Source organism: Comamonas thiooxydans (assembly GCF_000964545.1).
Lineage (GTDB): Bacteria > Pseudomonadota > Gammaproteobacteria > Burkholderiales > Burkholderiaceae_C > Comamonas > Comamonas thiooxydans.
Genome location: NZ_BBVD01000015.1, coordinates 1 through 14,285, shown reverse-complemented (window position 1 = coordinate 14,285; position 14,285 = coordinate 1). Strand labels below are relative to the sequence as shown.

The window sequence follows — 14,285 nt, the reverse complement described above, 5'->3', positions numbered from 1 at the left end:
TTCCCACCATCAATATCGTCCGAATCTTCCGAACCCTAAAGCAAAGAGAGAGCAGCGCTATCTCACGGCCAAACCATCGAAAGTCGTGCTTGTTACCCAGTCGATGATCTGGTCATGCGTGTATTGGCCTGACTCCTTGAGCAATGCCACGACCGGATCGCAGGCGCGCGCGAACAGAGTGTAGAGTACTAGTTCAGCGGGTAGTCGCAATTGCAAATGACCACCTGTCTGGGCTTCGGTAATCCACGTACTGAGCCTATTGCTCAACGCAATGAGTCGATCCATGTACTCGTCGTTCGATTGCAATGAGGCGCTGAGACTCGAATTTTGCGCCGGAAGTGAGGGCATTTGTCCTTCCAGTTGCGTTTGCATAGCCCACCGCACGACTGCTTTGAGCTGATCCAGCGCAGGAGTGCTCTGACCGGATTCGGCTACCTGCTCGGCCTCTCGGCGCAAGCCATCCACAAAACTCAAAGCACGATCCAGCACGCCGACCATCGCTGCGCCGGCTAGCTCTTCTTTGGAAGTAAACAACTTGTACAGACTGGCCTTGGCGACTCCTGCTTCAGCAGCGACCTCATCCACCGTCATCGCGTCGTAGCCCTTAGTCGCCAAAAGGCGGTTCACCGCCGCCACGACAGCCTCTTCCCGTACACGTTGAATTTGTTCTTTGATTGTTGACCGAGCGTTCATAGCCAACATTTTAGGACGCACAAGATCATCTTGCACACCAGGTAGTGCAAATTTGAAATTTAAGGTTTATAGTTTGAACTAAGCAGTTCAAGATTTGATCTTTTCGGTTTTCTTGAGTGTTCACCCAATACTTCAAGGAGCTTTCATGCCTCGTATAGCTGTTATCGGTTCGGGTATATCCGGTCTGGCCGCCGCATTTCGTCTGGCTACCACCCAAGCATCGCACGGCGTTTGCTTAATCGAAGCGACCAGCCATTTCGGCGGACATGCCAACACGTTAGAGCTCTGCCTTGATGATGTAAGCCATGGCGTAGATACAGGATTCCTAGTATTCAATCATCGTACCTACCCCATGCTCACGCAGCTGTTTAGTGAACTCAATGTGGAAACGGCACCTTCCGAGATGTCTTTTTCAGTTCAAGTTCCCAGCGTCGATGGCAGGTGCGGACTTGAGTGGAGCGGAAGCTCCTTAGGAGGAGTTTTCGCTCAACGCAGAAATCTGCTGCGTCCCCGCTTTATCGGCATGCTGCTCGAGATCTTGCGCTTCAACCGCCTGACCACAGATATCGCAGAACGCCAGATCGAGGCACAGCTCAATACGTCAATAGAGGACTTTCTGGACCAGCATGGCTTCGGTAAAGCGTTTCGCAGCGACTATCTGCTGCCCATGATTGGATGCATCTGGTCCTGCCCTACGGATCAGATGCTGCGCTTTCCCGTCGCCACCTTGATTCGCTTTTGCCACAACCATGGTCTGATCCAGGTCACACATCGGCCTCAGTGGTACACCGTGCGCGGCGGTTCTCAGCAATACGTGCGTCGCGTGATTGCCCGAATTAAGCAGGATGGTCGCCATGAAACCAGATTGGATACCCCAGTGCTGAGTTTGAAGCGCGATATGCATGGGGTCATGCTGCAGATGCCCCATGGGTCGGAGCATTTTGATGCGGTTGTTTTGGCCTGCCACAGTGACCAGGCGTTGCGTTTGCTGGGTCAAGATGCGACACCGTTGGAGCGTGCAGTGCTAGGTGGAATTCGATACCAGCCCAATGAAGCAGTTCTGCATACCGATACAGCCGTGCTGCCGCAACGCCAGGCAGCCTGGGCGGCCTGGAACTATGAACGTGCACCCTCCCTCAGCGCAGAGAATGCCGGTGTCTGTCTGCACTATCTGATCAACCGTTTACAGCCCCTGCCTTGGCAGCAACCCGTACTGGTTTCACTGAATCCGACTCGACCAGTTGCCGACAACAAAGTTCATGCGCGTATTCAGTACAGCCACCCTGTTTTCGACCAGGCTGCGATCTTTGCACAACAGCGTGTTGGTGAGTTACAAGGTAGGCGCAATACTTGGTTTTGTGGCGCTTGGTGTGGCTATGGGTTTCATGAAGATGGCTTACGCTCAGGTCTCGAAGCTGCCGATGGAGTGCTCCACTCTCTGAGCCACACACAGCAACCAGTGCTCCCAGGGGCCATCTTGGAGGAAGCTCTATGAGCGTTCCTCCTCTGATTGGCTTTGGCCATATCTGGCATCGCCGGCTTCGGCCAGTCGAGCATGCATTCCGTTACCCCGGATATTTTCTACTGCTTCCCATGCGAAGCCTGCGTGAGCATCCGGTTGCAGTGCTGCGGCGCAATCGGCGCGGCTGGCTCAGCTTTCATGACAGCGATCATGGCGACGGCAGCTGCGACTCTTTGGCCTGGTTCGAAAAGCTGTTGCAGGAAGAAGGTATCCGGGATGCAGATGGAGAAATCTGGCTGCATACCTTTCCCCGCGTGCTGGGCTATGCCTTCAAGCCGGTGAGTTTCTGGTACGCACACCGAGCAGATGGCACGCTGGCAGCAATCCTGGCCGAGGTCAACAACACCTTTGGTGAGCGTCATGCCTATCTTCTCGCAGGACCTCAGCTCGCCTGGGATTGCGAGCATGTGGCGCACAAGTGCTTTCATGTCTCACCATTTTGCGAGACCCAGGGAGAGTATCGCTTCCGCTTCAAACGCAGTGAAAGCACCAATCTGGCGCTCGTGGATCTCTACGACGAGACAGGGCCGCTGCTGCGCACGGGCGTCGAAGGGACACTGCATCCCTTGAACACCTCCACAGTGCGCCAGGCTTTCTTCGGCACGCCGCTGATGACACTCGGAGTCATCTTCCGCATCCACTGGCAGGCACTCCGCCTTTGGGCGAAGCGGCTTCCTTTCCATCGCAAACCACCTGCGCCCAAGCGCTTTGTAACACGATGAACACGACCACTGTCCCCCTACTGAGCAAGTCCGCCGGTTCAACGCGCTCCCTGCCACGCAGCGCCAGTCGCGTCATGAAGCTGTTGGAGCATTTGCCGCACGGCCAACTGGATTTGCAATTGCCTGATGGACGAGTGCGCCATTTCCCGAAGCAGATCACAGCGGAAGCAGATGCACGCTGTGCAATCCAGCACTGGGAAGCTTTGGACCGCATCCTGAGCTCGGGCGATATCGGGCTGGCCGAGGGCTATATCGAGGGCCAATGGGACAGCTCTGACCTCAGTGCCCTGTTGCGTCTTTGCATCAGCAATCGCGATCACCTGGAGCAACTGGTGTACGGCCACTGGTGGGGTCGCCTGGGCTTCAGGCTGCGCCACCTGCTTCGCCGCAATACGCGGGCGGGCAGCGCCAAAAACATTCATGCCCACTATGACCTGGGTAACGATTTTTATCGGCTGTGGCTGGATCCCACCATGAGCTACAGCTCTGCCTGGTTCGAAGGGCTCAGCGGTACGCCCTTGCAAGCGACCGACCTGGAGCAGGCACAGCGCTCCAAAATAAGACGTGCCTTGAGTGAGACAGGACTCCAGCCTGGTCAGCGCCTGCTGGAAATCGGCTGTGGCTGGGGGGCGCTGGCAGAGACGGCCGCCACGCAATTTGGCGCGCAGGTGACCGGCGTCACCTTGTCGCGCGAGCAGCTGCAGTGGGGCATGCAGCGCATCACACAAGCAGGCTTGCAGGCACAGGTCGACCTGCGTTACCAGGATTACCGGGATCTGGCGGCTGAACATGCAACACAGCCCTTTGATGCCATTGTGTCCATCGAGATGTTCGAGGCTGTCGGGCATGAATACTGGCGTACTTATTTCCAGGCGTTACGCGACTGCCTCAAGCCCGGCGGCTACGCTTGCCTGCAATCCATCACCCTGCGCGAAGACCTGTTTGCGCGCTATCTGCACTCCACCGACTTCATCCAGCAGTTCATTTTCCCAGGCGGTCTGTTACCGAGCGTTACGGCCTTCGAGCAAGAGGCCCAACGCGCCGGCCTGACGGTGGAAAAGAAGATGCGCTTTGGCAAGGACTATGCCGAAACGCTCAGACGCTGGCGTCACGCCTTTGAGCAGCGCCTTGATGAGGTGCGAAGCCTGGGCTTCGATGAGCGCTTTGTGCGCATTTGGAGGTTTTACCTGGCCTATTGCGAAGCGGCCTTTGATACGGGCAACACCGATGTGGTCCAGTTCACTTTGCGCAGGCCTGACCATGCATGACATTCGACGGCGCCAAGCCCTGGTCTGGAGCGTCAGCCTTCTTGCTCCCACTATGACTCTAATGACCAACAACCTCTTGGCAGCTACGCCTGCCGCCCCTGCGGAGCTGCGCTCCACCCTGCCCTCGGCGCGCCTGATCGGAAGCGGCGTGCTGCGCTTTTTTGGCCTGCGGGTCTACGAGGCCCGTCTCTGGGCGCAGGCGGACTTCGAGCCGACGGACTATGCACGCCAGCCGTTCGCGTTGGAGCTGGTCTATGACCGCAAGCTGGAGGGTGAGGCCATCGCCGAGCGATCGGTGGCCGAGATGCGGCGCGTGGGCAGCTTCTCCGAAGCACAGGCACGCCAGTGGCTGCTGATGATGAAGCAGGCCTTTCCTGATGTCGCTGCGCAGGATCGACTGCTGGGCTTGACTGACGGAGCCGGCGATGTGAGCTTTTTCCACAATGGACGCGAAACCGCACGCCTGCAGGATGCAGAGTACGCGCGCCTGTTTTTTGGCATCTGGCTGTCTGATCAGACTTCGGCGCCTGGCCTACGCGCTGCGCTGCTGGGCAAGCGCTGAGGAGACAAAGACCATGCCCTCCCCCAGCTCAGCTCCATCCAAGCCGCTGCCCTGGCGTGTGGGGCTCGCTTATGGAGGTCTCGGGGTGCCGCTGGCATTTGTGTCGCTGCCGCTGTATGTCAACCTGCCTCATCACTATGCAGTGGCCGCCGGGGTGCCCTTGGCTGGCCTGGGGGCGGTACTGCTTGCCACCCGCGCTCTGGACGCGGTGCTCGACCCAGCCCTGGGACGCATGGCCGATCGCCTGCTGGAGAGCGGGCTGCGTGCCGCATGGCTGGCCGCGGTGCTGGGCAGCGTGCTCATGGCATTGGGCTTCGCTGCGCTGTGGCATCCTCCAAACGCCAGCCAGGCTGGTCTACTGGGCTGGCTGGCTGCCAGCCTGCTGCTCTGCACTCTGGCCTATAGCGCCGTGAGCATCTTGCACCAGGCCTGGGGCACGCGCTGGGGCGGCGAGCCCGACTGGCGCGCGCGCGTGACGGCCTGGCGCGAAGGCGCCACCCTCGCTGGCGTGCTGCTGGCTAGCGTGCTGCCTACCTGGCTGGGTTTTGATTCCACCAGCCTGGTGCTCATGATGGCGCTTGTCCTGGGCTTGCTAGGGCTGCATAGCCTGCAACGGTCCAGTGCGATACCGGCGTCCACCGTGCAACTGCACACCAAGCCTGCTATGCCCTCACCATGGGCGGACGCAAGTTTTCGCAGATTGCTATCTGTATTCATGCTCAACGGCGTGGCAGCAGCAATACCCGCCACACTGCTGCCGTTCTTCGTGATGGATCGCTTGCATGCGCCGGATCTGCAGCCACTACTTCTATTGTGCTATTTCGGTGCCGCCGCTGCGGGATTGCCACTGTGGGTGAAGGCTGTCTCGCGCTGGGGGCTGGCGCCCAGTTGGCGCGCCGGCATGCTGGCGAGCGTGGTCGCATTTTCCATCACCCCCTGGCTCGGGGCCGGCGACAGCTGGATCTTCACCATCATCTGTCTGACAAGCGGATTGGCCCTCGGGGCAGATCTGGCGCTGCCTGGGGCTTTACTGACCGGCGTCATCCACGAGTCTGGCCAAGGAGGCTCTGCAGAGGGACGCTATCTAGGTTGGTGGGCCTGTGCTGCCAAGCTCAATCTGGCATTGGCAGCTGGACTGTGCCTGCCGCTTCTTGCCGCAATGGGATACCGCAGCGGCACGACCGACCCTGCCGGCTTGCAGGCACTGGCATGGGCATATGGAGGCCTTCCCTGCCTGTTCAAACTGATGGCCTGGGCTTGCCTGTGGCATGGCGAGCGCCTGCACCAATCTTGGAGACTGAAATGAAATCCATGACAAGTACTTTCTCATTCCTGCCTTGGCGCCGCGCAGCAATAGGACTGACGTTTATGGGAATGCTGGCCGGCTGTGCGGGTCCGTCTGTGCAGGAATATGCCCAGGAGCGCCCAGAACTGGATCTGCGTCAATACTTCAACGGACCATTGACCGCTCACGGCTTGTTCACGGACAGATCCGGAAAAGTTGTCAAGCGCTTCACCGTGCGCATGACAGGCAAATGGAACGGCGACGAAGGTGTGCTCGACGAGCACTTTGTCTACAGCGACGGCAGCACGCAGCAACGCATCTGGCACCTGAAGTATCTGGGTGATGGCCGCTATAGCGGAAACGCAGACGACGTGGTGGGGCAGGCTCAGGGCCAGACGGCTGGCAACGCCTTCCGTTGGAACTATGTGCTGGCCCTGCCAGTGAACGGCAAGGTCTGGAACGTGAGTATGGATGACTGGATGTATCTGATGGATTCGCGGACCATGCTCAACCGTGCTGTCATGAGCAAATTCGGTGTTCACCTGGGCGATGTGACTCTGTCCTTCATCAAGGAGTAAGTGCGATGTCGCTGCTGCACGCAAGGCTCAATCCGCCGCTGTCCCACTGGCAAGGGAAATGTGCCTGGATAGTCGGCGCTTCTTCAGGCATAGGGCGAGCCACCTCAGAGGCCCTACATGCGCAAGGCGCTCGGGTCATCGTATCGGCCAGAGATGCAGTTGCCCTGCATTCCTTGACCCTTGGCCGCAGCGGCTTTCTGGTCCTGCCGCTGGATGTCACCCAGCCCGAGACCATGGCTGAGGCCACTGCGACGGTGAAAGCTTATGCAGGGGCGCCGGATCTGGTACTGTATTGCGCAGGCAGGTACAGACCTCAACGCGCGACAGCCTTCGACCTGCTTGAGATGAAGCAGCATCTGGCGGTCAACTATGTCGGTGCCCTGCAACTGCTGGACGCTGTCATACCGATGCTGTTGGACGCAGGACGTGGTCACCTGGCTCTGGTCGGCAGTGTAGCCGGTTACCGGGGACTACCCATGTCGCTGGCCTATGGCCCCACCAAAGCCGCACTCAACAACTTGGCAGAGAACCTCTATCTGGATCTGCACCCTCGGGGCTTGGGCGTCTCCATCATCAACCCCGGTTTTGTCGATACCCCGTTAACGGCACAAAACAGCTTCAAGATGCCAGCCCTCATCAGCTCTGAAGAAGCGGCTCAGCATATCTTGCGCGGCTGGAAGCTTGGGCATTTTGAAATGAACTTTCCCCGTCGCTTCACCCGCTGGGTAAAGCTCATGCGCTGCCTGCCCGACAGCTGGTATTTCTCGGCGGTACGTCGTGTCACTGGAATGTGATCTCACCCGCAGCCGTCTGCAATTCAAGTGCGCATACGCCGATGCACTGTTGCCATTCAGCCTGAATCTCGTACAGCAGAGCCTGCCGTGGTCTCTGTTTACTTCACACTATCGAGACGCTTTATGCATATTTCAAGAAGCTCTTTCATGCGCGCTACAGCGCTAGCGGCCGTCTTTGTAGGGACCCAGCTGGCTTTATTGGGCTGCGCCGTATCTGTACCTCGTGGGGTGGATCCGGTGAGCCATTTCGATATCAATCGCTATCTTGGAACTTGGTATGAGCTGGCCCGCATTGATCACCACTTTGAGAAAAATCTGATCCAAGTGGCAGCACGTTATCAGCTCAACGCGGATGGCAGCATTTCCGTGCTGAATCGAGGATTTGACGCACGCAAGCAGGAATGGCGCGAAGCCGAGGGGAAAGCCCAATTTTTAGGACCCTCCAATGTAGCGGCACTGAAAGTCTCGTTTTTTGGCCCGTTTTACGGCGGCTATAACGTTGTCAGCCTAGACGACGAATACCAGACCTGTCTGGTCATAGGCGGTAGCCTGGATTACTTTTGGCTGCTGTCGCGCCAGAAGTCCATCCCAGAGGAGCAACTTCATTTGCTGCTGCTAAAGGCTCAAAGTCTCGGCGTAGATCTCAGTCGTGTAATCCGGGTGCCCCAATAGCGCCCATTGCCGCCAGGTACAAGCATTTTCAAACGACTTTGAAGTTCGCACCGCGGCCTTTTGCATCGCAGTGAGCCGACTCATTCGTGCCAGTCACAGATAGTCAACCTCAGCCAGACACTCCATTGAAATGATGACTTCTCACCCTACAGCGGGCAGCACCGCCCACCGCATTGCCATCATTGGCGCCGGTACGGCAGGGCTCAGCGGTGCACAGTTCTTGGCCCATGCCGGGCACCAGGTGCATGTGTTTGACAAAAGCCGTGGTCCTTCGGGGCGCATGAGCACGCGTCGCCGCAGCGATAGCGATGCGAACTGGCAGTGCGATCATGGCGCCCAGTACTTCACGGCGCACGATGCGGACTTCCGCGCCCAGGTAGCAACGTGGGAACAAGCCGGGGCTGTAGCTTCATGGTCCGCCCGCATCGGCAGCTACGATGGGCAAAGCTTCATGCCTCAAACCAGCGCCGGGCAGCGCTTTGTCGGCACTCCGCGCATGACCTCGCCTGCTGCACATTCGGTGCGCTGCATGACGGATAGTCCCAACCCGGTACGCTTTCAATGGCAATCCACCATCGAGCCATTGCAGGCCGATACGGGCGATGGCTGGCTGCTGCGCAGCCTCGAGCACGGCATCGAGTCCCTGCGCTACCAAACCTTACTGCTGGCTGTGCTCGCACCGCAGGCCGCGCAGTTGCTGGCTGGCGTGTCTTCTGAAGCCACCACTCCGTCAAACAATACCCGGATGCGCGCCTGCTGGTCGGTTATGGTGCGCTGCGCCCAGCCGGTGCCACTGCCGGTGGACGGCTGCTTGGTCGAGCACAGCCCCCTGCACTGGATTGCGCGCGACAGCAGCAAGCCCGGGCGCATCGGCCCCGAAACCTGGCTGTTGCACGCCAGCGGCAGATGGAGCGAGGCACATGTGGAAGACGACGCAGCCTCGGTAACAACTGTCCTGTTAAAGGCCTTTGCGAAACTGGGCGGCCCCGATCCGGCCAGCGTGCAGGCGACGGCCCACCGCTGGCGCTATGCCGACACGGCCAACCCGCTGAACATGGGCTCCTGGTGGGACGCGGCTGCCAGTTTGGGGATGTGCGGTGACTGGCTGCACAACGGCACCGTGGAAGGCGCCTGGCTCAGCGGCATCAGCTTGGCCCGCCATGTCCATATGGCACTGCTCGCCCATGCCGGATAAACTTACTGGAAGCGCACTGTGCACCACACTGCCAACTAAGCCCTGCCCGTGCTGGAGGTACCCGTTTGCCTGACGCAAAAAGTGGGCCCAGATGTGGGAATAGGTTAAGTACTGCTCCGAATGTTGCCGCTGCCAACGCAAACCGCCGCCTTCACCCGGAGCGAAGCTATGAGCACGGCCTGTTATGGCTGCGCAACGACCTGCACCTGCACGACCAGCCCGTGCTGCACGCAGCCTGCTAGCTAGGGGCGCAGCACCTGCTGCCCGCGGTATTCCTAGCCGATGTACAAGCCACCACCCAATGGGCCTCTGTCCGCATCAGCCCGCACCGCAGCGCTTGGTTGACCAACGCCTGCTGCAACGCTTCCAGCAACTACGCTCTCGGCTAAGCATTTTGAATCAGCGTGAGGCCCCTACCCTGCCCGGCCTAGCGCAGGCAGTGGGGACAACCGCATCGTCTGTGAGGACATCGCCGCCCCCCGAGGAACAGGCCGAAGTCGGTGCCCTGCGCGCCGCCGGCCTACAGACGCACATAGCCACATTCTCTCGCGCCGAAGAGAACTTCCAGTTGGGCCAGGTCATCCCCAATGAAGTGCGTGAAGCAACGAGTGGCAAGGTTGCCCCCTAGCGGTAGACCTTCCAAATAGTGTTTCTAAACTATTTGCACACACGTTACGGTAGTCGATAGTTGTATCAACGAACCTGCGTTTGGTGTGCCATGAGGGTGAGTTTGAGCAGTTTCAGGGCGAGCTGGCCCTGCACCGTCGGTGCCTAGTGCAGGCGAGTCAGCCTGCACTGCACAACCCCATCCTACGACTTACCAACTAACGGCTGGCAGACGCGTATGTTGAATGGTCCAGGCACTCGCACATGATCGGCAAGGGTTAGCATTAAGGCTTTCCTAGCAAGCTGAACGACTTATCAGTGCTGCTGCCGACTAATCACTCCGCCTAGCGCCTGAAGCTGTATAGCTGGTTCGACACTCAAGGACTACGCCCACGCATCGTTGGTGAATTTCACGACAGCGCGCTACTGGCGGTATTTGCCTAGAGGGGTCTGGGCGTCTTTCCCGTCAGCCACCTTGGCGAAAACAATTTCGCATTCATAAGAGACCTGCGTCTACTTGGAAAAGTCCAAAGCGTGAGAGAGGAAATACATGCCATCAGGTCACTTAGAGGTCAAAGCCATCCTCTAGTGCTGCAAGTAACTCATGCAGCAGTGAGTTCAATTATTGAAGCGCGAGATGAAATGAGCACTCGGCACCAAAAGTCTGTGCTCCATGAAAGACGAATCGCCGATCCAAACGGTCATCAGAGATGGCTTTTTACGGCTTTGTGAGCATAACTTGATCTGCTCAGAGAGCCAACTGCACCTGGTTGCGGCCTTTGGCCTTAGCTGCGTAGAGGGCGGTGTCGGCACGGCTGAAGAGTTCGGGCAGCGAGGACTGGAGACCAGCCGGCTGCACCGCAAGACCAAAGCTGGCACTCAGGTTCAGCATGCTGCCGTCGGGCCGGTGCAGCGGCTGCTGCAGGGCTTGGCGCAAGCGCTCGGCCAGGGCCAGTGCCGCTTTGTCATCGCAATCGGGCAGCAGCGCGATGAACTCCTCGCCGCCATAGCGGGCCAGCAGATCGCCTCTGCGCAGTTGGGCCTGCGCGAGTTGCGCCGCATGCTGTAGCAACTGGTCGCCGGTCTCGTGACCATGCTGATCGTTGATGCGCTTGAAATGGTCCAAATCGAACAGCATCAGCGCTAGCGGCCAACGATGACGTTCGGCCTGGGCCAGCTGGGCCGGCGCCTGATCGTCGAAGGCGCGGCGGTTCATCAGCCCGGTCAGATGGTCGCTGTGGCTGAGCTGGCGAAGCTCGGTAATAAGGGTTTCGCGCTCGGCCTCCAGCTCCTGGGTTCGTTGCAGACTGGCCTGCAACGCATGCACCGCGGACTGCAGCTCGCCGATCTCGTCGCTGCGCTGGACTGCGGGTAGCTGTCGGTTCAGCCGGCCACGCATCAGTTCCATCATATGCTGGGTGATGAGCAGCAGCGGCGACAGCACACGGCGGCGCAGCGTGATGAAAACGCCAACCTCCAGCACCAGGATGCAGCAGCCAATCAGCGCGTTGACGCGCAGCCGCCGCCAGGCTGCCGCCACCTTCTCCAGCGTCTGTTCGCGGCCTACCTCGTGCAGAGTGTCGCGCAGATCGACGATGCTGCGCATCCCCGGGACATGGCGGGAGACAAACTGTGCCGAGTCCATGCCATAGGGCAGGCCTGCAAGGCCTCGAGCGGTAATCTCGGCGATAAAGGGCAAACTCTGACCGAAATAGCGTTCCTGCTGGGCCTGCAGCGCGGCGTCAATGCGCGGATCGGAGAGACTGGTGCGCGCCTTTACATCCAGCAGAGCCTTGAGCTGCTCGATGCGGCCGAGCATTCGAGGAATGCCGTCGCGCTCTTGCGGGCCGAGCGGCGAACCGCTTGCCAGCGGTGCGGTGAATTGCGAGCCCAAGCGGCCAGCATGCTCGCGCAGCTCAGCGGCGTAGCGCGCGCCGACCAGCGGCAGCGACAGGCTGGGATGGCTTCGCTCGGCACTGGCCGACAGCAGGGTAATCGCCTCTAGCACCGTGTCGACGACTTCGAACATCTGGTCGATGACCTGACGGGTGCGGCGTTTATCGACGGCCGCGCGCTCAGCCTGGGGAAGGACCGCCACCCGTTCAAGTTCTTGCCGGGCTGCCTGCATCTGCGTGCGCGCCCGCTCCAACACCAGCAGGGCAGTCAGCAGCTCGGCTTCCTCACGTCGGCGCAGCCGCGTCAGCGCCACATCGAAGGCCGCATCGGTCTCCAACTGGAACTGCGTCAAGCGCTTGCGCAAAGCGTCCGAGGGCGGGTCGTTGAGTACCGGGATAGCAGGACCTCGCTCGGCCGAGGCATGTTCTGCGACCTTCATGGCAGCATAGGCCAGCTCCATCGCCTCCAGTCCGAATTCAGCACGGCGCACGTCCTGCCAGTCGGTCCACATCGTGCGCACCAGCATCAACGAGACCAGACTGAGTAACAGCACAGTGGTGCAAAGGAAAAGACGGCTCAGGCGCATAGCGCCCAATATTGTCGGCGCAGCCGCTACGCTACTGTTGCGCTTATTCCTCCTCCAGCCCTGAAACTCCCGGCCGATGAGAAAGTGGCGCTCAATCTTGATCTCTGACGGGGTGTAGTTGCGGTTGCACATACGTACAGACTAGCAAGTCGGATTTCTCTAATGCTGTATAAATAAACAGCATAAAATGGGGTTCACATTCACATCGAACATCACTACAACTGGCGCTGTCAAGACAAGCTCGGTAAGTGGCGCACCACCAGGCACCTCTGCTCCGAGGAGATGATTAAAAAGGAACATCCAGAATCCACCCCGGTTGAGGGAACTCTCACAGTCATAGAGGTGACTGACACGCTGAACGAATACTGGCCACGCACACACAAAAACACAATGTCAGGTGTAGTGCGCAAGCCGTATAGTGATGATGCTTGATGAGGACGTGCCCTCTGTTGTGTACTCCAGGCCGATATGGCTTTCCCAATGAGCGCTGCCCTGCAAACCACCAAGAGCTGCCTGTCAGTTGAAGACGCAGCAGCCAGCCAGCACCGCTTTGATATGCTATTGCGAGTCGATAGACAAACATATTTAGCTTCAGCATGACCTTGGAATTCAAGCGCCTTACAGAAATCGACCTGATAGACATCATTTCGCTCAACAACAATCCCGATGTGCTAAGGCAAATGCCGCTTGGAAGTGCAAATTTCGATCTTTCGAAGGCAAAAGAATGGGTCCAGCAAAAAGACGCACAGTGGCAACAATATGGCTACGGTCCGTGGGCATTTCTAATTAATCAGAAATTTGCTGGTTGGGGTGGCTTGCAGTACGAGAAAGGTGATGCTGACCTGGCTTTAGTGCTTCACCCTGATTTTTGGGGGAGTGGAAAAGTAATTTATCACGAGATCGTTAAACGGGCATTCACCTCTCTAAGGCTAGAATCAATCACAATTTTGCTTCCATCCTCAAGGACAAGAATCAAAGGAATTTTCAGGCTAGGCTTCCAGCCTGACGGAGAAGTAAACATTGAAGGTGCTCGCTTTCAGCGTTTTCGCCTTCATGCACCCAATAAACTCGTTCCATAATAGAGCAGAGCTTCTGAAGTCGGGCTCCTGTCTGGCAACCATATAACCGACGAGCTTTGGCCAGTAACAGCAAACGGCAAAGGACTGTTCATGAGGTGGGGCAGGCAGTCGCTAACAGGCTGACTAGGTAAAGGTGTTGGGACTTTGTGCATGAGCCCAAACTCGCCATGAAAACTCAAAAGCGAAGATAAGTCCGATAGCGACGGAAAGGCAACTACCAACGACTGACACCCATGCCAAGGCGCTATGTTGAGCCGCACCCCAAAACAATGGGTTGATTGCATACAGATGACTAGCAAACTGGATCACCACCAACCAAACTGAGCGCACTAATACAGCAAGAGACAGCCAATAGACTGCAATGGCGATGAGTGCGTTGATGCGTTGAGTCACTATGGCGGCCAGTAACCCGCGAAACAAGGCAAAAGCCCACGCCATAAATGCCAGCAGTCCAACAATCAATGCGCCCCAAGTAACCATAGAGTTGAGCCCTCAATAGCTTTAGACAAGAAACAATATGACGTTGTCACTCAAAAAAGACTTCGCTTCAGGAATGATTGCGGCTAAGCCAACGAATCCTTTTGTGCAAGCCTAAAGAATTTGAAGACTGCATTCAGCGATAAGCGCGAGAGGTCAATGATCGAATGACGGCTAGTGGCAGAGGATTCAACCGGTCGATGCCACGCCTCCTCTAAGACAATAGTGCTATGACCGATGAATCACCGATCCACACAGTCCATAAGTGCGTATGCCACACGTTCCTTCGGCGCTGGAAGGCCCACAACAACGCCTACCCCAAGCTGATCAAGATGCCGCCGGAAGAGCTG

At 58.2% G+C, this 14,285-nt stretch carries 13 protein-coding genes; 10 read left to right on the top strand and 3 right to left on the bottom strand.

Annotated features, from left to right (window positions below; translation table 11 throughout):
* Window positions 1–57: 57 nt before the first annotated feature.
* Window positions 58–693, bottom strand: a complete 636-nt coding sequence (locus Cth01_RS20355) for a TetR/AcrR family transcriptional regulator (RefSeq protein WP_034408419.1) — start codon at window positions 691–693, stop codon at window positions 58–60.
* 145 nt (window positions 694–838) lie between these two features.
* On the opposite strand from Cth01_RS20355, the gene Cth01_RS20350 reads away from it, so the two are divergent.
* The 9 genes from Cth01_RS20350 (at window position 839) to Cth01_RS20310 (ending at window position 9,291) form a co-directional block, all read left to right on the top strand.
* Window positions 839–2,188 (top strand): NAD(P)/FAD-dependent oxidoreductase, encoded by a 1,350-nt coding sequence (locus tag Cth01_RS20350; RefSeq protein ID WP_045840212.1) that lies wholly within the window; start codon window positions 839–841, stop codon window positions 2,186–2,188.
* Complete coding sequence (locus Cth01_RS20345; RefSeq protein ID WP_012838021.1) at window positions 2,185–2,937, top strand: DUF1365 domain-containing protein; 753 nt, start codon at window positions 2,185–2,187, stop codon at window positions 2,935–2,937. Before Cth01_RS20350 ends, Cth01_RS20345 begins: the two co-directional genes overlap by 4 nt.
* Entirely contained in the window at window positions 2,934–4,205 is a 1,272-nt protein-coding gene (locus Cth01_RS20340; protein WP_045840211.1) for an SAM-dependent methyltransferase, read from the top strand. The genes Cth01_RS20345 and Cth01_RS20340 overlap by 4 nt, the downstream gene beginning before the upstream one ends.
* Entirely contained in the window at window positions 4,198–4,767 is a 570-nt protein-coding gene (locus Cth01_RS20335) for a chalcone isomerase family protein (RefSeq protein ID WP_174447123.1), read from the top strand. The genes Cth01_RS20340 and Cth01_RS20335 overlap by 8 nt, the downstream gene beginning before the upstream one ends.
* Window positions 4,768–4,780: 13 nt before the next feature.
* On the top strand, window positions 4,781–6,073 hold the full coding sequence (locus tag Cth01_RS20330) for an MFS transporter (RefSeq protein ID WP_045840210.1): 1,293 nt from the start codon (window positions 4,781–4,783) through the stop codon (window positions 6,071–6,073).
* Entirely contained in the window at window positions 6,070–6,630 is a 561-nt protein-coding gene (locus Cth01_RS20325) for a DUF3833 domain-containing protein (protein ID WP_012838017.1), read from the top strand. Before Cth01_RS20330 ends, Cth01_RS20325 begins: the two co-directional genes overlap by 4 nt.
* Window positions 6,631–6,635: 5 nt before the next feature.
* Window positions 6,636–7,424 (top strand): SDR family NAD(P)-dependent oxidoreductase, encoded by a 789-nt coding sequence (locus tag Cth01_RS20320; RefSeq protein ID WP_012838016.1) that lies wholly within the window; start codon window positions 6,636–6,638, stop codon window positions 7,422–7,424.
* A gap of 228 nt (window positions 7,425–7,652) precedes the next feature.
* On the top strand, window positions 7,653–8,096 hold the full coding sequence (locus tag Cth01_RS20315) for a lipocalin family protein (RefSeq protein WP_045840254.1): 444 nt from the start codon (window positions 7,653–7,655) through the stop codon (window positions 8,094–8,096).
* Window positions 8,097–8,229: 133 nt separating this feature from the next.
* Entirely contained in the window at window positions 8,230–9,291 is a 1,062-nt protein-coding gene (locus tag Cth01_RS20310; protein WP_045840253.1) for an NAD(P)/FAD-dependent oxidoreductase, read from the top strand.
* A 1,354-nt stretch (window positions 9,292–10,645) separates the two neighbouring features.
* On the opposite strand, the gene Cth01_RS20305 is transcribed toward Cth01_RS20310, so the two are convergent.
* Complete coding sequence (locus tag Cth01_RS20305) at window positions 10,646–12,346, bottom strand: GGDEF domain-containing protein (RefSeq protein ID WP_233425237.1); 1,701 nt, start codon at window positions 12,344–12,346, stop codon at window positions 10,646–10,648.
* 629 nt (window positions 12,347–12,975) lie between these two features.
* Here Cth01_RS20305 and Cth01_RS20300 point away from each other — a divergent pair.
* Window positions 12,976–13,458, top strand: a complete 483-nt coding sequence (locus tag Cth01_RS20300) for a GNAT family N-acetyltransferase (protein WP_041744042.1) — start codon at window positions 12,976–12,978, stop codon at window positions 13,456–13,458.
* A gap of 123 nt (window positions 13,459–13,581) precedes the next feature.
* Here the strand turns inward: Cth01_RS20300 and Cth01_RS20295 are convergent, their stop codons facing one another.
* Window positions 13,582–13,938 carry a hypothetical protein gene (locus tag Cth01_RS20295; RefSeq protein ID WP_139032115.1) on the bottom strand — a complete coding sequence of 119 codons (357 nt, stop codon included), beginning with the start codon at window positions 13,936–13,938 and terminating at the stop codon, window positions 13,582–13,584.
* Window positions 13,939–14,285: the final 347 nt, after the last annotated feature.

Bases quoted from the DNA above. Each gene is read 5' to 3' on its own strand.
- Cth01_RS20355 (WP_034408419.1), bottom strand. From the start codon at position 693: ATGAACGCTCGGTCAACAATCAAAGAACAAATTCAACGTGTACGGGAA.
- Cth01_RS20350 (WP_045840212.1), top strand. From the start codon at position 839: ATGCCTCGTATAGCTGTTATCGGTTCGGGTATATCCGGTCTGGCCGCC.
- Cth01_RS20345 (WP_012838021.1), top strand. From the start codon at position 2,185: ATGAGCGTTCCTCCTCTGATTGGCTTTGGCCATATCTGGCATCGCCGG.
- Cth01_RS20340 (WP_045840211.1), top strand. From the start codon at position 2,934: ATGAACACGACCACTGTCCCCCTACTGAGCAAGTCCGCCGGTTCAACG.
- Cth01_RS20335 (WP_174447123.1), top strand. From the start codon at position 4,198: ATGCATGACATTCGACGGCGCCAAGCCCTGGTCTGGAGCGTCAGCCTT.
- Cth01_RS20330 (WP_045840210.1), top strand. From the start codon at position 4,781: ATGCCCTCCCCCAGCTCAGCTCCATCCAAGCCGCTGCCCTGGCGTGTG.
- Cth01_RS20325 (WP_012838017.1), top strand. From the start codon at position 6,070: ATGAAATCCATGACAAGTACTTTCTCATTCCTGCCTTGGCGCCGCGCA.
- Cth01_RS20320 (WP_012838016.1), top strand. From the start codon at position 6,636: ATGTCGCTGCTGCACGCAAGGCTCAATCCGCCGCTGTCCCACTGGCAA.
- Cth01_RS20310 (WP_045840253.1), top strand. From the start codon at position 8,230: ATGACTTCTCACCCTACAGCGGGCAGCACCGCCCACCGCATTGCCATC.
- Cth01_RS20300 (WP_041744042.1), top strand. From the start codon at position 12,976: ATGACCTTGGAATTCAAGCGCCTTACAGAAATCGACCTGATAGACATC.
- Cth01_RS20295 (WP_139032115.1), bottom strand. From the start codon at position 13,938: ATGGTTACTTGGGGCGCATTGATTGTTGGACTGCTGGCATTTATGGCG.